Origin of the sequence: Rhodococcus tukisamuensis NBRC 100609, assembly GCF_001894985.1 — a bacterium.
Lineage (GTDB): Bacteria > Actinomycetota > Actinomycetes > Mycobacteriales > Mycobacteriaceae > Rhodococcus_G > Rhodococcus_G tukisamuensis.
The window spans coordinates 1-20,015 of sequence record NZ_BCXG01000040.1 but is presented as its reverse complement, the minus strand read 5'-3'; the positions used below and the strand labels follow the sequence as shown (position 1 = coordinate 20,015).

Sequence of the window (20,015 nt, the reverse complement as noted above, 5' to 3'; positions counted from 1 at the left end):
CGTGATGACGAATCTTTCCTCCCCGGCGCCCGCAGCCCCGGCGCGCGACCGGATCTCGCGGCAGTTGCTGCCCGACGGTGTCGAACCCGACCCCCGGTTCACGCTGGCGAACGAGCGCACCTTCCTGGCCTGGATCCGGACGTCGCTGGGCTTTGTCGCCGCGGGGGTCGGCCTCGACGTGTTTGCCGCGGAGGCCTTCTCGCAACCGGTGCACACCGCCGTGACGACGCTGCTGCTCGTGTTGGGCACGCTGATGAGTCTGGGCGCGGTCCGCCGGTGGCTGCTGGTCGAGCGGCGAATGCGGACGGGGTCTGCGCTCCACCTCCCCCTCCTGGCGCCGCTGCTCGGGATCGCCGGCGCCGTCGTCGGCGCGGCGCTGGCCGTCGTGGTCCTGGCGCAGTAGGAGCCGTGGCACCGACCGCGCACCCCGGCCCGCCGCCGGCGGCCGCGATGCACTCCGATCCCGGGTTGCAGCCCGAGCGGACGGCACTGGCGTGGGAACGTACCCTCCTGTCGCTGGTCGTGGTGAGCCTGATGTTCGTGCGCTGGCTGCCGCACCGCGGGGTGATCGCGCTGCTCCCGGCCGCGGTGGCGGTGCTGGCGGCCGCGGCCATCCTCCTCGCCCAACGCCGCCGGTACGCCCGGGCCTGCCGGGGACTGTCCCGCGGGTCCGTGGCGCCCGCGGTGGTCGCCGTGACCGCGACCGGCGTCGTCGTGGGGCTGATCGGCGTGTTCGGGCTCTACGCGGTGTGGTGGGGCTGACCCGCTACCGGAAGGCCGACTCGCCGGTCAGCGTCTGGCCGATCACCAGCTGGTGCATCTCGGAGGTGCCCTCGTAGGTCAGCACCGACTCCAGGTTGTTGGCGTGCCGCAGGACGGGGTACTCGAGGGTGATTCCGTTGGCGCCGAGGATGGTTCGGCACTCACGTGCGATCGCGATCGCCTCCCGGACGGAGTTCAGCTTGCCGAGGCTGACCTGCTCGGGGCGCAGTTCGTGGCGGTCCTTGAGGCGGCCGAGGTGTACGGCCAGCAGCTGACCCTTGCCGAGTTCGAGCGCCATGTCGGCGAGCTTCGCCTGGGTCAGCTGGAAGGCGGCGAGCGGCCGGTCGAACACCTCGCGGGTCTTCGCGTAGTCGATCGCCGTCTCGAGGCAGTCGCGCGCGGCGCCGAGCGCGCCGAAGACGATGCCGAAGCGGGCCTCGTTCAGGCAGCTCAGCGGCCCGGACAGCCCGCGCGCCTCCGGCAGCATCGCCGAGGCGGGCAGTCGCACGTCGTCGAGCACCAGTTCGGCGGTGACCGAGGCCCGCAGCGAGAGCTTGTTCTTGATCTCGGGCGCCGAGAAACCGGGGGTGTCGGTGGGCACCACGAACCCCCGGACGCCGTCGTCGGTGCGGGCCCACACCACCGCCACGTCGGCGATCGAGCCGTTGGTGATCCACATCTTGGTGCCGCGCAGGACCCAGTCGTCGCCGTCGCGGCGGGCGGCGGTGCGCATGCCTGCCGGGTTGGAGCCGAAGTCGGGCTCGGTCAGCCCGAAGCAGCCGACCGCCTCGCCCGCCGCCATCCGCGGCAACCACTCCTGCTTCTGGTCCTCGGAGCCGAACCGGTGGATGGCGAACATCGCCAGCGAGCCCTGCACCGACACCAGGCTCCGGATGCCCGAGTCGACGGCCTCGAGTTCCAGGCAGGCCAGGCCGTAGGACGTCGCGCTCATGCCCGCGCAGCCGTATCCCTCGAGGTGCATGCCGAGCAGGCCCATCCCACCGAGGTCCTTCGCGAGTTCGCGGGCGGGCAGTGCCCCGGCCTCGAACCACTCGGCGATGTGCGGCCTGATCCGATCCGCCGCGAAGCGGCGGACGGTGTCGCGCACGGCAATCTCCTCGGTGTCCAGGACGGAGTCGAGGGCAAAGAGCTGCGCGATCGTCTGGGAGTCGGCCATGAGGTCCTCGGTCTTCCGGTCGGCGGCAGTCGGCCGACGTGGCGTCGAGCACTTGCCGGAGCGTTCATGCAATCGATTGCACGACCCAGCTTCGGGGGCCGTCGAAGCAGCGTCAAGCGTCGCGTGGTCGGAGACGGGTGAACGGCCCGTCCGGTCGGATCTTGCCGGGTGGACGGGCCGTTCGTTCGATCTGATCGGGTGAACGGTTCCGTTCACCCGACGTGATGCTGCGGGCGCCTAGCGCGGGATCGTGGGGATGCCCAACTGGCCGATGCCGACGGAGATGCTCGCCGTCTTGGCCACCTCGGAGCCCGGCGGCTGCGCCTGGGTGACGATCTTGCCGACCAGGTCGGTCTCGAGCGTCGGCTCCGGGCGCTGTGACAGCTGACTCGTGGTGCCGGACCAGCCGGCCCTGCGCAGCGTGTCCAGTGCCTGCGAGACGGACATGCCGCTCAGGTTCGGCATGTCGATCATGTTGCCGTTGGACACCTGCACCTTGACGGTGGTGCCGCGGGCCGCGGACTCGCCGCCGCCCGGCTCGGTGGAGACGACCTCGCCCTTGGGCCGGCCGGAGTCGATGTTCTCGACCTCGACCTTGAACCCGGCGCCCTCGATGTTCGGCTGCGCCACCTCGAGCTTCTGGCCCACCACGTTCGGGATCCGGACCTGTTCGGGACCGCTGCCCAGGGTCAGCTTGACGGCGCCCCCGAGTTCCACGTTGGACCCGGCGCTCGGGGTCTGCGCGACCACCTTGTCCACCTCGGAGGTGGCCGACGGGCTGCGCTCCGGGGCCGGGTCGAGGGCCAGGCCGGCCGCATCGAGCGCCTGCGCGGCCTGGGACTGACTCATCCCCGACAGGTCCGGCACCTGAACCTGCTGCGGTCCGGTGGACACGTCGAGGGTCACCGTGGTGCCCTCGTCGGCCTTGGTGCCCGCGACGGGGATCGTGCCGATCACGTTGCCGCTGGCGATCGTGTCACTGGGTTTCGGCTGGGTCTGAACCCGGAACCCCTCGTTCTGCAGCGCGGTCTGCGCGGCCTGCGACGACTTGTTCGCGACGTCCGGCACGATCACCTGCTCGGCCTTCGACCCCGGGCCCAGCGCCCACAGGAACGCGCCGACGATGCCGACCACCACGAGCGCGGCGATCGAGAGCAGGGCGATGCGCATCGTCCGGCGTCCGGCGGGCGGCGGCGGCGTCGCGGCGGGCGCGGCCGACAGCGGTGCCGGCGTCGGCGGGTCCGCGGCCTGGTAGCGGCCGACCGGGTCCACCGCACCCAGGATGGTGGTGCGGTCCTCGTCGTTCATCACCATCGGTGCGCTCGGACGCTGACCGCCGAGCACCCGCACCAGGTCGCTGCGCATCTCGGCGGCGCTCTGGTACCGGTTCGCGGGGTTCTTGCTCATCGCCTTGAGGATCACCGAGTCCAGCTCACGCGGGATGTCGGGGTTCACCGACGACGGCAACGCCGGATCCTCGCGGACGTGCTGGTAGGCCACCGCTACGGGGGAGTCGCCCTTGAACGGAGGCTCGCCGGTGAGGATCTCGAACAGCACGCAGCCGAGCGAGTACACGTCGGAGCGGGCGTCGACCTGCTCGCCGCGGGCCTGCTCGGGCGAGAGGTACTGGGCGGTGCCGATCACGGCCGCCGTCTGCGTCATCGGGCTGGAGCTGTCGGAGATGGCCCGGGCGATACCGAAGTCCATCACCTTCACCGCGCCGGCCCGGTTGATCATGATGTTCGCGGGCTTGATGTCGCGGTGCACGATCCCGTTGCGGTGGCTGAAGTCCAGCGCCGCACACACGTCGGCGATGACCTCCATGGCGCGACGGGCGGGCATCGGGCCCTCGCGACGGACGATGTCGCGCAGCGTGTCGCCCTCGACGTACTCCATCACGATGTACGGCAGCGGTCCGCCGTCGGTCTCGGCCTCGCCGGTGTCGTAGACGGCCACGATCGCCGGATGGTTCAGCGCCGCCGCGTTCTGCGCCTCGCGGCGGAACCGAAGGTAGAACGTGGGGTCCCGGGCGAGGTCGGCCCGCAGCACCTTGATCGCCACATCGCGGCTCAGCCGCATGTCCCTCGCAAGGTGCACCTCGGACATGCCACCGAAGCCGAGAATCTCGCCCAGCTCGTAGCGGGAGGAGAGTTTGTGCGGTGTGGTCATGGCTGTCCTTGCGTGGCCGTGGTGGTGGTCGTAGTCGCGGCCGTGGTGGTGGTCTCGGTCTCGGACTCGGGCTCCGTGGTGGTGGTCTCGGGCTCGGTTGTGGTGGTGGTCGGTCTGGTCGTCCGAGTCGTGGTCGGCGGCTCGGTGGTGGTCGTCGTCGGTTCCGTCGTCCACGTGGTGGTCTCGGGTTCCGTGGTGGTTGTCGTCGGCGGCCGGGTGGTGGTGGTAGTCGGTCGGTGGGTGCTGGTGGCAGGCGCCAGCGTGGGCGCCGGCCGCGGGGGCTGCGGCGTGGAGGAGTTTCCGCCGAACAGCAGCATTCCCCCGGCGACCAGCAGGGCCACCAGCAGCAGCCCACCGGCACCCCAGGCCAGCACTTTCTGGCCTTGCGTCAGGCCCGAGGGTGGCGGCTCCGCGCCGGTCTCGGGGCCAGCATATTCGGCCTGCGAGGTCGGCATCATCTGGGTGCCGACCGCGGCGGGAACTCCCGGAACCACGGCGGTCACTCCGGTCGGACGACCGGTCCCGGGCATCGGCGGGCGGGCACCGGACCGGACCACCGCGACCGCGTCGGCAAACTCGCCGCCGGTGGCGTAGCGGGCGGCCGGGTCCTTGGTCATCGTGATGTCGATCAGCTCGCGCACGTTCGGCGGCACGTCTGCGGGCAGCGGTGGGTGCGACTCCTGCACGTGCTTCATCGCGACGGTCAGCGCGCCGTCGCCGGTGAAGGGGCGGACCCCCGCCAACGCCTCGTAGCCGACCACGCCGAGCGAGTAGACGTCGCTGGCCGGCGACGCGTCCTGTCCGAGCGCCTGCTCCGGGGCGATGTACTGGGCGGTGCCCATCACCATCCCGGTCCGGGTCACCGGTGACGCCTCGACGGCCTTGGCGATGCCGAAGTCGGTGATCTTCACCTGGCCGGTCGGGGTGATCAGGATGTTTCCGGGCTTGACGTCCCGGTGCACCACACCCGCCTCGTGCGCCACCTGCAGCGCCCGGCCGGTCTGCTCGAGCATGTCCAGCGCGTGCGGCAGCGAGAGCCGTCCGACGCGGGCCAGCACGGCGTTGAGCGGCTCGCCGTTGACCAGTTCCATCACCAGGTACGCGGTGGACTGGCCGACGCTGTCGTGGGTCTCGCCGTAGTCGTAGATGCCGGCGATGCCCGGGTGGTTCAGCCGCGCCGTGGTGCGGGCCTCGGTCCGGAACCGCTCGAGGAACTCAGGGTCGGTACTGAATTCGGACTTGAGCACCTTGACGGCCACCCGGCGGTGCAGCCGGTTGTCCGTGGCCTCCCACACCTGGCCCATGCCGCCGGTGGCGATCAGCCCCTGCAGCCGGTACCGGTTCGCGATGACCGCGCCGTTGTTCAGACTCATCTCCGTCAGCTCCCCTGCCGCAGCCCGGCGGCGATGACGGCCCGCCCGATCGGTGCGGCCACCGAGCCGCCCGTCGCGGCCAGTGCCCGGTCGCCACCGTCCTCGACGATCACCGCGATCGCGATCTGCGGGTCCTGAGCCGGCGCAAACCCGATGTACCAGGCGTGCGGCGGGGTGTTGCGGGGGTCCGTGCCGTGCTCGGCGGTCCCGGTCTTCGACGCGATCTGCACGCCGGGGATCTTGTTGCCGCCACCGGTGTTGTTCTCCGACCCGATCATCAGCTCGGTCAGGGTCGCCGCGACCTGCGGGGAGATGGCCTGACCCTTGGACTGCGGGGTGGTGGTGGCAAGGCTCGACAGGTCCGGGCTCTCCAGCTGCGAGACCAGGTGCGGCTCCATCCGGACACCGCCGTTGGCGACGGTCGCGGCGACCACCGCGTTCTCGAGCGGGGTCAGGGCCACGTCGCGCTGGCCGATGCTGCTCTGGCCGAGCGCGGCGTCGTCCGGGATCGGGCCGACGGTGCTGTCGGCGACGGGGATCGGGATGCCCGGTGAGTCCGGCTCGATGCCGAACGCGGTGGCCCGGTCCTTGAGCGCGTCGGCGCCGGTCTTGATGCCGAGCTCGACGAACGCGGTGTTGCAGGAGCGGGCGAACGCCTCGCGCAGCGACGCCGTCGGGTTCGACCCGCAGGTGGAACCGTTGTAGTTCTCGAGCGTGGTGGTGGTGCCCGGCAGCGTGATGTTCGGGGCGGCGGTCAGCTGCTCGTCCGGGTTGGCGCCGTTCTCCAGGGCGGCGGCGGTCACCACCACCTTGAACGTCGAGCCGGGCGGGTAGGTCTGCGAGACGGCCCGGTTCAGCAGCGGCTTGTCCGGGTCGTTGTTGAGCGTCTCCCACGCCTCGGTGCTCACCGCGCCGTCGTGGCTGGCCAGCAGGTTCGGGTCGTAGCTGGGGGTGCTCGCCATCGCCAGCACCTCGCCGGTGCTCGGCCGGATCGCGACCACCGAACCGGTGTAGCCCTTCGCCGTGAGCTGGTCGTAGGCGACCTGCTGCACCACCGGGTCGACGGTGGCGATGACGTTGCCGCCACGCGGGTCCCGGCCGGAGACCAGGTCGAAGAAGCGGCGGCCGAACAGCCGGCTGTCGGAGCCGTTGAGCACCGAGTCCTCCGTCCGTTCGAGACCGGTGTTGCCGTACAGCATCGAGTAGAAGCCGGTGACCGGCGCGTTCGCGAAGGGGCTCGACGGCGCCGCCGGGTTCGGCGGGTAGGTGCGCAGGTACTTGTACCGGTCGTCGATCGGGACCGACGCCGCGAGCACCTCGCCGCCGGCCGAGATCTGGCCGCGCTGGCGGGAGTACTCGTCGAGCAGCACCCGCGAGTTGCGCGGGTCGGTCCGCAGGCTGTCGGCCTTGATGACCTGCACGTACGTGGCGTTGGCGAGCAGGGCCACGACCATCACCATCACGGCCATCGCGACGCGGCGGAGCGGGGTGTTCATTTGCGCCTCAACATTTCGGTCGGGGCGTCCGCGATCGGAGCGGGTCCCTTCTTCTTCGGTGCCGGTGGTGTGCGGGCGGAGTCGGAGATCTTCATCAACAGCGCGAGCAGCAGGTAGTTCGCCAACAGCGACGAGCCGCCGTACGACATGAACGGGGTGGTCAGGCCGGTCAGCGGGATCAACTTGGTGACGCCGCCGACCACCACGAACACCTGGATCGCGACGGTGAAGGACAACCCGGCGGCGAGCAGCTTGCCGAAGCTGTCGCGCACCGCCAGCGCGGTCCGCAGCCCGCGGATGACGAATATCAGGAACAGCATCAGCACCGCGGCGAGGCCGATCAGCCCGAGCTCCTCGCCGATGGTGGCGACGATGAAGTCGGTCTTGGCGAACGGCACCTGCGACGGCCGGCCGCTGCCGAGCCCGGTACCCGCCAGCCCGCCGGTAGCGAGGCCGAACAACGACTGCGAGATCTGGTAGCCGGTGTTGTTGTAGTCGCCGAGCGGGTCGATCCAGGTGTCGACACGCACCCGGACGTGGCCGAACAACTGGTAGGCGAACACGAACCCGACGATGACGAGTCCGGCGCCGATCAGCAGCCAGCCGACACGCTCGGTCGCGATGTAGAGCATCACCAGGACCGTGCTGAACAGCAGCAGCGAGGTGCCGAGGTCCTTCTCGAGCACCAGGACGCCGATCGAGACCACCCAGGCGACGAGGATCGGGCCGAGGTCGCGGGCCCGGGGCAGGTCCATGCCGAAGAAGTGCCGGCCGGCGGTGGTGAACAGTTCCCGCTTGGACACCAGCACCGAGGCAAAGAAGATGATCAGCAGGATCTTCGCGAACTCACCCGGCTGAATGCTGAAGAACGGCAGCTTGATCCAGATCTTCGCGCCGTTGACCTCGGACATCGACGACGGCAGCAGCGCGGGCAGGGCGAGCAGCACCAGCCCGGCGAGGCCGAGGGTGTAGCTGTACTTGGCCAGCAGCCGGTAGTCCCGCAGCAGCACCAGGACCGCCACGAAGCCGGCGATCGCGAGCGCCGTCCAGAGCACCTGCTGGTTGGCGTCGGGGGAGGGGATCGGCCGGTTCAGGTACGCGGCGGTGGCCGCGTCCGCGAGGTCGAGGCGGTGGATCAACACCAGACCGAGCCCGTTGAGCAGCGCCACGATCGGGAGCAGCAACGGGTCCGCGAACGGCGCGTACCGCCGGACCGCGGCGTGCGCGATCAGGAACAGGACCGAGTACGCACAGCCGTACTTGGCCAGGTCCCAGGTGAGCGTCTGCTCCTGGCTGGCCTCGACGAGCACCAGCGACAGGAAGGTGATCGCGATGGCGCCGCAGATCAGCAGGAGTTCGACGTTGCGACGGTTGGACTGTTCGGGTGCGGGGGCAAATCCACCCGGCGGACTCGGGAAGGAGCCCCCCGACTGTGCCGCGGAGACAGACATCAGTGACCGGTCCTGCAGTTCTGGCCCGGGACCTGCGGCGTGACGGTCTCCGACGGCGCGGGCAGCACCGGCTCGGCGACGGGCGGGGGAGGCGGGGGAGGCGGGGGCACGGCGCCGGCTGGGGCGGGTTCCGGGCTCGCGGGCGGCGGCGGTGTCGGGGTGGGTGTCGGCGCCGGCGCGGGCTCGCGGCAGACCGGCAGCAGGTCCCCGGTGGTGAGCCTGGTCATCTGGCTCTTGGCGTCGTCGAGGGAGCCCGACGGCAGCCCGGCCCGCACCTGCTCGCGTGCCGACGGCTGCAGGTCGTCCACGGTCAGGACGGCGCAGTCCACCGGCGGCGCGTCGGGTCCGAGCAGGCTCAGCTCCCCGGTGTCGGTGACGCACCCGACGAGGTTGACCTCCTGCAACGAGTAGCCGAGCACCGACCCGGGAACGCCCTGCAGCACCGCGACGTGGCCCTCGCTCGTGCCCACGTAGTAGTTCCCGCGGATCAGGCTGCGGCCGACCAGCAGGCCCACCACGACCACGGCAATCAGGCTCAGCGCCAACACGATCCAGCGGAGCCGGTGGTGCTTGGTCGCCGGCTCGGGATCGGCGGGCAGCGGGACCCGGCGCGGGGTGGCACGCGGCGGCCGCATCGCGGCGGCTCGGCCGGCCGCGGTGTCCGGCGGCGGGGTGTCCTCTTCCTCCTCGGTGGACGCGGCGCCGGCCACGATGGGTCGGCTCTGGCCGTAGTCCACGTCGATGACGTCCGCCACCACCACCGTGACGTTGTCGGGGCCGCCGCTGCGCAGGGCCAACTCGATCAGCCGGTCGGCGGAGTCGCCGGGGGTGTCGTTGCGGAGCACCTCGGCAATGGTCTCGTCGCTGACGACGTCGGAGAGCCCGTCCGAGCAGAGCAGGTAGCGGTCGCCGGTGCGTGCCTCGCGGACAGTGAGCGTGGGCTCGATCTCGTTGCCGGTCAACGCCCGCATGATCAGCGAGCGCTGCGGATGCGTGTGCGCCTGCTCGGCGGTGATCCGGCCCTCGTCGACCAGGGACTGGACGAAGGTGTCGTCCCGGGTGATCTGGGTCAGCACGTCGTCCCGCAGCAGGTAGGCGCGGGAGTCGCCGATGTGGACCAGGCCCAGCTTGCTGCGCGCGAACAGGATCGCGGTCAGCGTGGTACCCATGCCGTCGAGCTCGGGCTCCTCCTCGACCTGGTCCGCGATCGCGGCATTGCCCTCGCGGGTGGCCGCCTCGAGCTTGCCGAGCAGGTCGTCGCCGGGCTCGTCGTCGTCGAGGTGGGCCAGCGCGGCGATCATCAGCTGCGAGGCGACTTCGCCCGCCGCGTGGCCGCCCATGCCGTCGGCCAGCGCCAGCAGGCGGGCGCCGGCGTACACGGAGTCTTCGTTGTTCGAGCGCACGAGACCGCGGTCGCTGCGGGCCGCGTAGCGGAGCACAAGGGTCACGGGCGGAGCTCGATCACGGTCTTGCCGACGCGCACCGGGGTACCCAGCGGGACGCGCACCGCGGTGGTCACCTTCGCCCGGTCCAGGTAGGTGCCGTTGGTGGATCCGAGGTCTTCGACGTACCAGTCACTTCCACGCGGCGAGAGCCGGGCGTGGCGGGTGGACGCGTAGTCGTCGGTGAGCACCAGGGTGGAGTCGTCGGCGCGCCCGATCAGCACCGGCTGGGTGCTGAGGGTGATCCGGGTGCCGGCCAGCGCGCCCTGGGTGACGACGAGGTTCTTGGCGACCTTCGGCTTGCCGAACGACGGCAGCACCCCCGAGGCGGTTCGGCTGTAGCGCTGCGGAACCCGCACGCCGGAGCCTGCGTAGACGTCGGCTCGCAGGGTGCGCAGCACCGCCCACACGAACAGCCACAACAGCAGCAGGAAGCCCGCCCTGGTCAACTGCAGGATGAGTCCCTGCACAGCGGTCCACCTCTTCCTCTGCGAGACGGGTCTCCCCGTGTGTTCGTCGTCTCGGTAATCGTCGTTTCGGCAGCATCCTATGGCGATACGGCGGGTGCTGATCGCAATACGAAGCTCGCCACCACCTTACGGAGTCCGGCCGACATTCCGTGGGTGGCGGGGCGGTGGGTTCGGTGTGGCGTGGTTCAGGGGCGGCTCAGACGATACGAACCAGGATCTCCGAGTGTCCGGCCCGGATGACGTCGCCGTCGGCGAGCTGCCAATCCTGTACCGGCGCACCGTTGACGGTGGTGCCGTTGGTGGACCCGAGATCGGAGAGCATGGCCATCTGCCCGTCCCAACGGATCTCGATGTGCCGACGCGAGACGCCGGTGTCGGGCAGCCGGAACTGTGCCTCCTGGCCGCGTCCGATCACGTTCCGGCCCTCGCGGAGCTGGAAGTTGCGGCCGCTGCCGTCCTCGAGCTGGAGGGTCGCGGTGAACGTCCGGTTGGCGTCGAAACCGGTGGGCTCGGCGCTGTACTGCTGTCCGTAGGCCGGGTACTCGCTGCCCGCGTACGGGTTGGCCGGGTAGTCGGCCGGCGGGTACGGGTTGGCCGGGTAGTCGGCCGGCGGGTACGGGTTCGCGGGGTAGTCGGCCGGCGGGTACGGGTTGGCCGGGTAGTCGGCCGGCGGGTACGGGTTGGCCGGGTAGTCGGCCGGCGGGTACGGGTTCGCGGGGTAGTCGTAACCCTGCTGCGCACTCGGCTGCGACTGCGCGGTGGGTGCCGGGGAACCCTGCGCCGCCGGGTAGTCGGCGCCGTTCTGTCCGTAGCCGTTCTGGGCGTACCCGTTGTGCTGGCTGGACCCGTAGGCCTGGTCGTATCCGCCCTGGGCCGGCGCGCTCGGGTAGGTGCTGCCGTTGCGGGCGTACCCGTTCACCGGGTGGTCCTGCTGGTACCCGGATCGACCCTCGCCGCGGCCGTCCGCGGGCTCGTTAGGGCCGAAGCCTGAGTTCTGCGTCATGTAGCCAGCTCCTGGGTTCAATGGTGCGGAGGGTCGGGGTACGGGTCGTGCTTGCGCGGGCGGGACGTACTGCTGTGCCGCGCCCGGTCGCGACGTCCCCGAGTCCGGGTCCACCGCACCGCTGGTACGGAATTGGCCCGTGTGCAGCGAGGTCGACGACTCTAACCGAACCGTGATGGGCCCGTAGGTCTGCCACCCCTGGTCGCGGATGAAGCCCTCAAGGTGTCGGGCAAAGGCCTTGACTGTCAAGTCCCGGTCCGCCGACAGCTCGTCGTGATCGGAGTCCGCAACGGTGATGACGTAGTCGTTCGGCGCCAACAGGTGGCCACCGTCCAACTGCTGCACCCGGTCGGACGCCTCACGCTGGAGTGCGGCCTCCACTTCCTGGGGGACCACACCGCCGCCGAACACCCGGGCAAAGGCGTCGCCGACGGCGCCCTGGAGTCGACGTTCGAAGCGTTGGACGATTCCCATGGTGCCTCCTCTGCTGCTCCGCGTGTCGCGGCCACGGTGGCCGCCCTTGCATGATATCTACCTTCTCCCCGGGCAGGGGCCGTCTATGGGCTTAGTCGCAGGTGAGGGGGGCGAATCGCGTTTTCCGGGGTGGTCGTGTTAATGTTTCTCCCGTCGCTCCGGGCGAGTGGCGGAATGGCAGACGCGCTGGCTTCAGGTGCCAGTGTCCTTCGGGACGTGGGGGTTCAAGTCCCCCTTCGCCCACCACACTGGCCGCAGCTGATCTAATCGCTGCGGCCAGTAGTTTTTTCCGGGTTCTCCACCCGAATTTTTCTCGGCTCCGGTGCCGCGCTCGCGGCCGCCGACCTCTTCTCGCGATGCTCATGTCACCTCTTGCGCGGTGGATTACGCTGTGATGTGAACCGCACTTGCCCTGTGATTCCCCGGTATAGCTACAGGTCACAGGGTAGAAAGGGGAGCCTTGGTTGCGATTTGCCGGGGGACCTGAATTATCGTTTCCGTACACGCTGGACTCACACTGTCCAACGAGCCACTCAGTCGAGTCGTCTGAACGCGGGGCAGATCCCGCCCTACGTCGACGACGACGGCTGGCGTGGGCGCGCCGATCACTGAGGCTCGGCGCCTGTTCTGTGATGGCCATCAGCGTTGCTGGTCGTCGGTGCATCTACTAGATGGCATACGAAGGCTAGGTATGAAGCAACTTCCAGGCCACGGGTCTCCTGGACCCCAGGGCCTCTACGATCCCGCGAACGAGCACGACGCCTGTGGTGTCGCATTCGTGGTGGACATGCACGGTCGCCGCAGCCGCGACATCGTCGAGAAGGCGATCACCGCGCTGGTGAATCTCGAGCACCGCGGCGCGGCCGGCTCCGAGCCCAACACTGGTGACGGCGCCGGCATCCTGCTCCAGGTGCCGCACGGGTTCTTCCGTGCGATCGTCGACTTCGAGCTGCCCGCCGAGGGCGCCTACGCGACCGGCATGGCGTTCCTCCCGCAGTCCGCCGCCGACGTCGAGGCCGCCGTCGCCGCGGTGGAGAAGATCGTCGCCGAGGAGGGCCTGGCGGTCCTCGGCTGGCGTGCGGTCCCCACGGACGACTCCTCGCTCGGCGCGCTCGCTCGCGACGCGATGCCGACGTTCCGTCAGATCTTCATCGCCGCGCCCGACGCGTCGGTCACCGGCATGGACCTCGAGCGCCGCGCCTTCGTGATCCGCAAGCGGGTCGAGCACGAGCTCGGCACCGCCGGCGCGGGCAAGGACGCCACCGGTCGCGAGACGGTGTACTTCCCGAGCCTGTCCGGGCAGACGTACGTCTACAAGGGCATGCTCACCACGCCGCAGCTGCGCGGGTTCTACGTGGACCTGCAGGACGACCGGATGGAGAGCGCGCTGGGCCTGGTCCACTCGCGCTTCTCCACCAACACGTTCCCCTCGTGGCCGTTGGCCCACCCGTACCGGCGCGTCGCGCACAACGGTGAGATCAACACCGTCAGCGGCAACGAGAACTGGATGCGGGCCCGCGAGGCCCTCATCAAGACCGACGTGTTCGGCGAGGGCGCGCTCGACAAGATCTTCCCGGTCTGCACCCCCGGTGCCAGCGACACCGCGCGCTTCGACGAGGTGCTCGAGCTGCTGCACCTCGGTGGCCGCAGCCTGCCGCACGCCGTGCTGATGATGATCCCGGAGGCCTGGGAGCGCCACGAGAGCATGGAACCGGCGCGCCGGGCGTTCTACGAGTACCACTCCGCGCTGATGGAGCCGTGGGACGGGCCGGCATCGGTCTGCTTCACCGACGGCACCGTGATCGGTGCGGTCCTCGACCGCAACGGCCTGCGTCCGTCGCGCCTGTGGGTGACCGAGGACGGCCTGGTCGTGATGGCCTCCGAGGTCGGCGTGCTCGACATCGACCCCGCCACGGTGGTCCGGAAGATCCGCCTGCAGCCGGGCAAGATGTTCCTGGTCGACACCGCGCAGGGCCGGATCGTCGGCGACGACGAGTTCAAGGCCGAGCTGGCCGGCGAGCACCCCTACCAGGAGTGGATCGACAAGGGCCTCACGCACATCGACGACCTGCCGAGCAGCCGGTACGTCTACATGAGCCACCAGCGCGCGCTGCTGCGTCAGCAGATGTTCGGGTACACCAACGAAGAGGTGAACCTGCTCGTCGCGCCGATGGCGAAGACCGGCGCGGAGGCGCTCGGTTCGATGGGTACCGACACCCCGATCGCGGTGCTCTCCACCCGCCCGCGGGTGCTGTTCGACTACTTCCAGCAGCTGTTCGCACAGGTCACCAACCCGCCGCTGGACGCGATCCGCGAAGAGGTCGTGACCAGCCTCGGCGGCACCCTCGGTCCGGAGGGCGACCTGCTCAACCCGACCGCCGAGTCCTGCCGGCAGATTCTCCTGAGCCAGCCGATCCTGCACAACGAGGACCTGGCCAAGCTGGTGCACGTCAACGACGACGGGCGCTTCCCGCTCTTCCGCAGCGTCATCGTGCGCGGCACCTACCCGGTGGCCGACGGCGGCGCCGGCCTGGCCAAGGCCCTCGACGACGTGCGTCAGCGCGTCTCCGACGCCGTCGCCGGCGGCGCCCGCATCATCGTGCTCTCCGACCGGGAGAGCAACGAGAACTACGCGCCGATCCCGTCACTGCTGCTGACCTCGGCGGTGCACCACCACCTGGTTCGCGAGCGCACCCGTACCCAGGTGGGTCTGGTCATCGAGTCCGGTGACGCCCGCGAGGTGCACCACATGGCACTGCTGGTGGGCTTCGGCGCGGCCGCGGTCAACCCGTACATGGCTTTCGAGACCATCGACGAGCTGATCAACGACGGCGGGCTGACCGACATCAGCCGCGACGCCGCCATCAAGAACTACATCAAGGCCGCCGGCAAGGGCGTGCTCAAGGTGATGTCCAAGATGGGCATCTCCACGCTGGCCTCCTACACCGGCGCTCAGCTGTTCCAGCCGATCGGGCTCTCGCAGGAGTTGGTGGACGAGTACTTCACCGGTCTTCGTTCGCACCTCGGCGGCATCGGCCTCGACGAGATCGCCGCGGACGTGTCGGCCCGGCACGCCCGGGCGTACCTGGACCGCCCGGAGGAGCGCGCGCACCGCGAGCTCGAGGTCGGCGGCGAGTACCAGTGGCGGCGCGAGGGCGAGTACCACCTGTTCAACCCGGACACGGTGTTCAAGCTCCAGCACTCCACCCGCACCGGTCAGTACGAGGTCTTCAAGGAGTACACCAAGCTGGTCGACGACCAGTCGGAGCGGATGGCGTCGCTGCGTGGCCTCTTCGAGTTCAAGAAGGGCCTGCGCGAGCCGATCTCGATCGACGAGGTCGAGCCGGCCTCCGAGATCGTCAAGCGGTTCTCCACGGGCGCGATGAGCTACGGCTCCATCTCGGCCGAGGCCCACGAGACGCTCGCCATTGCGATGAACCGCCTTGGCGCGCGGTCGAACTCGGGTGAGGGCGGCGAAGACCCGGCCCGGTTCGTCCCGGACGCCAACGGCGACTCGCGTCGCTCGGCGATCAAGCAGGTCGCGTCGGGCCGCTTCGGCGTCACCTCGCACTACCTGACCAACTGCACCGACATCCAGATCAAGATGGCGCAGGGAGCCAAGCCCGGTGAGGGTGGCCAGCTGCCGGCGCACAAGGTGTACCCGTGGGTGGCCGAGGTCCGGCACTCCACGCCCGGCGTCGGGCTGATCTCGCCGCCGCCGCACCACGACATCTACTCGATCGAGGATCTCGCGCAGCTGATCCACGACCTGAAGAACGCCAACCCGCAGGCCCGCATCCACGTGAAGCTGGTCTCCGAGGTGGGCGTCGGCACCGTCGCCGCGGGCGTGTCCAAGGCGCACGCGGACGTGGTGCTGATCTCCGGCCACGACGGCGGCACCGGCGCGACCCCGCTGACCTCGATGAAGCACGCGGGTGCCCCCTGGGAGCTCGGCCTCGCCGAGACCCAGCAGACGCTGCTGCTCAACGGCCTGCGTGACCGCATCGTCGTGCAGGTGGACGGGCAGCTCAAGACGGGTCGCGACGTGATGATCGCCGCACTGCTCGGCGGCGAGGAGTTCGGTTTCGCCACGGCGCCGCTGGTGGTCTCCGGCTGCATCATGATGCGCGTGTGCCACCTGGACACCTGCCCGGTGGGCGTTGCGACGCAGAACCCGGTGCTGCGCAAGCGGTTCAACGGCCAGCCCGAGTTCGTGGAGAACTTCTTCATGTTCATCGCCGAGGAGGTGCGTGAGCTGCTCGCCGAGCTCGGCTTCCGCACCCTCGTCGAGGCGGTCGGTCAGGTCGACGCCCTCGACACCGCCAAGGCGATCTCGCACTGGAAGGCGTCCAAGCTGGACCTGTCGCCGATCCTGGTGAAGGCCGAGTCGGCGTTCATGAACCAGGACCTGTACTGCACGGGAACCCAGGACCACGCCCTGGAGAAGGCTCTCGACCAGCAGCTCATCGTGCAGAGCCGGGAGGCCGTGGACAGCGGCCTGCCGGTGAAGTTCGAGTCGAAGATCACCAACGTCAACCGGACGGTCGGCACCATGCTCGGCCACGAGGTGACCAAGGTGCACGGCGGCGCGGGTCTGCCCGACGACACCATCGACATCACCTTCACCGGTTCGGCGGGCAACAGCTTCGGTGCCTTCGTGCCGAAGGGCATGACGCTGCGGCTGCACGGAGACGCCAACGACTTCGTCGGCAAGGGTCTCTCCGGTGGTCGGCTGCTGCTGCGGCCGCCGCTGCGAGCGGCGGAAGGCTTTGTCGCAGAAGACAACATCATCGGCGGCAATGTCATCCTGTTCGGCGCCACCAGTGGCGAGGCCTTCATCCGCGGTGTGGTCGGCGAGCGTTTCGCCGTGCGCAACTCGGGTGCCACCGCGGTGGTCGAGGGTGTCGGCGACCACGGGTGCGAGTACATGACCGGCGGCAAGGTCGTCATCCTGGGCTCCACAGGGCGCAACTTCGGCGCCGGTATGTCCGGCGGCGTGGCGTACGTCTACAACCCGGACCGTGACTTCGAGGCGAACCTCAACACCGAGCTCGTCGACCTCGAGGATCTCGCTCCGGAGGACGCCGCGTGGCTCAAGGCAATCGTCGAGCGTCATCGTGCGGAGACGGGATCGGCTGTCGCCGAACGCATTCTGGGCAACTGGTCCCAGCAGGTCAATCATTTCGCGAAGGTGATGCCGCGCGATTACAAGAAGGTACTCATGGCAATCAAGGATGCCGAGATTCGGGGCGCAAACGTGGACCAGGCGATCATGGAGGCAGCTCGTGGGTGATCCAAGCGGCTTCCTGAATCACGGTTCGCGCGAGCTGCCGGTCCGTCGTCCCGTCGCCCTGCGGCTGATGGACTGGAAGGAGGTCTACGAGGATTTCCCGAAGGAGACCCTCCAGACCCAGGCCAGCCGCTGCATGGATTGCGGTATCCCGTTCTGCCACAACGGTTGCCCGCTGGGGAATCTGATTCCCGAGTGGAACGACCTGGTCTTCAATGACCGGTGGCACGACGGCATCGAGCGGCTGCACGCGACGAACAACTTCCCGGAGTTCACCGGTCGGCTGTGCCCCGCGCCGTGCGAGGCGTCCTGCGTGCTGGGGATCAACCAGGACCCGGTCACCATCAAGCAGGTCGAGGTCGAGATCGTCGACCGCGCCTTCGACGAGGGCTGGGTCGAGCCGGTGCACGCAACCCGGTTGACGGGCAAGAAGATTGCGGTCGTCGGCTCCGGGCCGGCCGGCCTGGCAGCCGCGCAGCAGCTCACCCGCGCCGGACACACGGTGACGGTGTTCGAGCGGGAGGACCGCATCGGCGGGCTGCTGCGCTACGGCATCCCCGAGTTCAAGATGGAGAAGCGGCACATCGACCGCCGGCTGGCGCAGATGGAGGCCGAGGGCACCGTCTTCAAGACCGGCGTGAACGTGGGTGTCGACATCACGGCGGACGCGCTGCGCGAGCAGTTCGACGCCGTGGTGCTGGCCGGCGGTGCCACCGAGGCGCGGGACCTGCCGGTCCCGGGGCGCGAGCTGGACGGCATCCACCAGGCGATGGAGTTCCTGCCGATCGCGAACCGCGTGCAGCAGGGCGACCTCGACGCCCCGACCATCACGGCCGCCGGCAAGAAGGTCGTCATCATCGGCGGCGGCGACACCGGTGCGGACTGCCTCGGCACGTCGCTGCGTCAGGGCGCCGAGATCGTGCACCAGTTCGAGATCATGCCTCGGCCGCCGGAGACCCGCGCGGATTCCACCCCGTGGCCGACGTACCCGCTGATGTTCCGGGTGTCCTCGGCGCACGAGGAGGGTGGCGAGCGGGTGTTCTCGGTCAACACCGAGGAATTCGTGGGCAAGGACGGCGTGGTCACCGCGCTCAAGGCGCACGAGGTCGCGATGGTGAACGGCCGCTTCGAGAGGCAGGAGGGCAGCGACTTCGAGATCGAGGCCGACCTGGTGCTGCTCGCGATGGGCTTCGTCGGTCCGGAGAAGCCGGGTCTGCTCACCGACCTGGGCGTCGATCTCAACGAACGCGGCAACGTCGCCCGTTCCAACGAGTGGGCGACCAACGTCGACGGCGTGTTCGTGGCCGGAGACATGGGTCGTGGACAGTCGTTGATCGTGTGGGCGATCGCCGAGGGTCGCGCGTGCGCGGCCGCGGTCGACACCTTCCTCGAGGGTTCGACCTCGTTGCCTGCGCCGATCGTCCCGACGGCGGCCCCGCAGCGTTAGCCAGAAGGTGCCCTGCCCGGTTTGCCGGGTTCTGAGCGCCGACGGTCCGGTGTCTCGATTGTTCGGATTTCCGAGCAGTTGAGACGCCGGGCCGTTGTCATTTCCCGCGTCTCAACTGGGTATTTCATTTACTTTGCCTTTCTTCACTGATTGATCGAACTAATTCTGGACCATCGTTCAGAAAGCGCCCTCGTTTCTGTTGCCGAGCCGTTACTCTCACCGTGACATCAATGTGATCTGAATCACCATCGAGGTCACAGCCGCGTCACGCCGCCGCTCGGCGGCTTTGGATTCGGAGGAGCAACAGTGCGCCTGTCCATCTCCCATCGCATCGCGACACCATTGACTGCGGCGGCTGCTGCCGCCGGACTGATCCTGCTGGGCCTGAGCCCGGCCTCGGCGGATCCGGGTCAGACCAGCAACCAGGGCTCGAGCAGCAACCTCATCTACAAGAAGAGTGTGGTCGGCGGGACTGCCGGTGCCACGCTGAAGCCCGGCGACACCGTGACCTACAAGAACGAGGTCATCCACAACAGCGGGGTCGAGCGCTACGTCACCAGGATCCGGGACATCCCGCCGGCGGGCTTCGTGTACGAGAGCGGCTCGGCCACTGGCACCGGCAGCGGCGCCAACATCGTGCAGGAAGCCGACGGCAGCGTGTTGGCCACCTGCTCGAGTGGGTGCAGCTTCCTGGGCGGCGGATTCGTGGTCAAGAGTGGTCAGAACCTGACCTACACCGTGACCTACAAGGTGCCGGCCAATGCGCCGGTGGGCATCTTCAACAGCGGCATGTTCTACGACGTCTGGAGCTTCGGCAGCACGCAGGGCTTCAACCCGGCCAACGTCAACGTCCAGGTCCTTCCCGCGGACGTCATCACCAACACCACGGTGAGCGCTCCCGCCACCGCCAACACGGGCGAGCAGGTAAACCTCACCGCGACCGTCGACCCGACCGCGCCCGGTTCGGTGCAGTTCAAGGACGGCACCGTCAACATCGGCGGGCCGGTCACGGTGGCGAACGGCACGGCCACCCTGCCCCACACCTTCGACACGATTGGCGCGCATGCCATCACGGCGGTCTTCACCGCCGGCAACGGGTTCGTCGGTTCGACGTCGCCCGCGCAGACGGTCAACGTCGTCACCGCCACCACCACCACGCTGACCGTCCCGGCCACCGCCGTCGTCGGCGCCGACGTCACCATCGAGGCCACGATCGCCCCGGCCACCGCGCCCGGCCAGGTGCAGTTCAAGGACGGCAACGTCAACATCGGCGACCCCGTCACCGTGGCGAACGGCACGGCCTCGATCACCCGCAAGTTCCCGGAGGCCAAGTCCCACAGCATCACCGCGCACTTCGTCGGCACCGGCGGCTACAACAACTCCGACTCGGCCGCGGCCACACTGAACGTCACCGACGCCGACTTCAACACCACCACCACCGTGCTCGAACCGGTCACCGCC

Annotated in this window: 13 protein-coding genes and 1 tRNA gene; 6 read left to right on the top strand and 8 right to left on the bottom strand. The window is 69.3% G+C overall.

The features are described 5' to 3' along the window. Nucleotides 1-4: 4 nt before the first annotated feature. Nucleotides 5-403 (top strand): YidH family protein, encoded by a 399-nt coding sequence (locus tag RT2_RS23975; RefSeq protein WP_072847317.1) that lies wholly within the window; start codon nt 5-7, stop codon nt 401-403. Nucleotides 404-408: 5 nt separating this feature from the next. After that, complete coding sequence (locus RT2_RS23970; RefSeq protein WP_245709565.1) at nt 409-762, top strand: DUF202 domain-containing protein; 354 nt, start codon at nt 409-411, stop codon at nt 760-762. 4 nt (nt 763-766) lie between these two features. Here the strand turns inward: RT2_RS23970 and RT2_RS23965 are convergent, their stop codons facing one another. From RT2_RS23965 to RT2_RS23930, 8 genes are all read right to left on the bottom strand, one after another. Further along, nucleotides 767-1,939: an acyl-CoA dehydrogenase family protein gene (locus tag RT2_RS23965; RefSeq protein ID WP_072847327.1), complete on the bottom strand. Its 1,173-nt coding sequence runs from the start codon at nt 1,937-1,939 to the stop codon at nt 767-769. Between the two features lie 237 nt (nt 1,940-2,176). Further along, a complete protein-coding gene (gene pknB, locus RT2_RS23960) occupies nt 2,177-4,108 on the bottom strand; it encodes a Stk1 family PASTA domain-containing Ser/Thr kinase (protein WP_072847316.1) in 1,932 nt (643 codons plus the stop codon). Beyond that, nucleotides 4,105-5,481 carry a serine/threonine-protein kinase gene (locus tag RT2_RS23955; RefSeq protein ID WP_072847315.1) on the bottom strand — a complete coding sequence of 459 codons (1,377 nt, stop codon included), beginning with the start codon at nt 5,479-5,481 and terminating at the stop codon, nt 4,105-4,107. Before RT2_RS23955 ends, pknB begins: the two co-directional genes overlap by 4 nt. 5 nt (nt 5,482-5,486) lie before the next feature. Next, entirely contained in the window at nt 5,487-6,977 is a 1,491-nt protein-coding gene (locus RT2_RS23950; protein ID WP_072847314.1) for a peptidoglycan D,D-transpeptidase FtsI family protein, read from the bottom strand. Next, the gene (locus RT2_RS23945; protein WP_072847313.1) at nt 6,974-8,428 is read right to left on the bottom strand and encodes an FtsW/RodA/SpoVE family cell cycle protein; all 1,455 of its coding nucleotides are present in this window, start codon (nt 8,426-8,428) and stop codon (nt 6,974-6,976) included. The genes RT2_RS23950 and RT2_RS23945 overlap by 4 nt, the downstream gene beginning before the upstream one ends. Beyond that, nucleotides 8,428-9,876 (bottom strand): PP2C family protein-serine/threonine phosphatase, encoded by a 1,449-nt coding sequence (locus RT2_RS23940; RefSeq protein WP_072847312.1) that lies wholly within the window; start codon nt 9,874-9,876, stop codon nt 8,428-8,430. The genes RT2_RS23945 and RT2_RS23940 overlap by 1 nt, the downstream gene beginning before the upstream one ends. Beyond that, a complete protein-coding gene (locus RT2_RS23935) occupies nt 9,873-10,340 on the bottom strand; it encodes an FHA domain-containing protein FhaB/FipA (RefSeq protein ID WP_072847311.1) in 468 nt (155 codons plus the stop codon). The genes RT2_RS23940 and RT2_RS23935 overlap by 4 nt, the downstream gene beginning before the upstream one ends. A gap of 196 nt (nt 10,341-10,536) precedes the next feature. Further along, nucleotides 10,537-11,817, bottom strand: coding sequence for an FHA domain-containing protein (locus RT2_RS23930; protein WP_072847310.1), 1,281 nt, complete (start codon nt 11,815-11,817; stop codon nt 10,537-10,539). Between the two features lie 160 nt (nt 11,818-11,977). On the opposite strand from RT2_RS23930, the gene RT2_RS23925 reads away from it, so the two are divergent. The 4 genes from RT2_RS23925 to RT2_RS23910 all read left to right on the top strand — a co-directional run. After that, a tRNA-Leu gene (locus RT2_RS23925) sits at nt 11,978-12,063 on the top strand. A 445-nt stretch (nt 12,064-12,508) separates the two neighbouring features. Continuing rightward, nucleotides 12,509-17,110, top strand: a complete 4,602-nt coding sequence (gltB, locus tag RT2_RS23920; RefSeq protein ID WP_072847309.1) for a glutamate synthase large subunit — start codon at nt 12,509-12,511, stop codon at nt 17,108-17,110. After that, a complete protein-coding gene (locus RT2_RS23915) occupies nt 17,103-18,554 on the top strand; it encodes a glutamate synthase subunit beta (RefSeq protein ID WP_072847308.1) in 1,452 nt (483 codons plus the stop codon). The genes gltB and RT2_RS23915 overlap by 8 nt, the downstream gene beginning before the upstream one ends. 306 nt (nt 18,555-18,860) lie before the next feature. Beyond that, nucleotides 18,861-20,015: Ig-like domain-containing protein (locus RT2_RS23910; protein WP_139280387.1), on the top strand; the 1,155-nt coding region annotated here is incomplete at its 3' end.

Coding starts and splice junctions, on each gene's coding strand:
- RT2_RS23950 (WP_072847314.1), bottom strand. CDS start 6,977: ATGAACACCCCGCTCCGCCGCGTCGCGATGGCCGTGATGGTGATGGTC.
- RT2_RS23975 (WP_072847317.1), top strand. CDS start 5: ATGACGAATCTTTCCTCCCCGGCGCCCGCAGCCCCGGCGCGCGACCGG.
- RT2_RS23965 (WP_072847327.1), bottom strand. CDS start 1,939: ATGGCCGACTCCCAGACGATCGCGCAGCTCTTTGCCCTCGACTCCGTC.
- gltB (WP_072847309.1), top strand. CDS start 12,509: ATGAAGCAACTTCCAGGCCACGGGTCTCCTGGACCCCAGGGCCTCTAC.
- RT2_RS23955 (WP_072847315.1), bottom strand. CDS start 5,481: ATGAGTCTGAACAACGGCGCGGTCATCGCGAACCGGTACCGGCTGCAG.
- RT2_RS23945 (WP_072847313.1), bottom strand. CDS start 8,428: ATGTCTGTCTCCGCGGCACAGTCGGGGGGCTCCTTCCCGAGTCCGCCG.
- pknB (WP_072847316.1), bottom strand. CDS start 4,108: ATGACCACACCGCACAAACTCTCCTCCCGCTACGAGCTGGGCGAGATT.
- RT2_RS23930 (WP_072847310.1), bottom strand. CDS start 11,817: ATGGGAATCGTCCAACGCTTCGAACGTCGACTCCAGGGCGCCGTCGGC.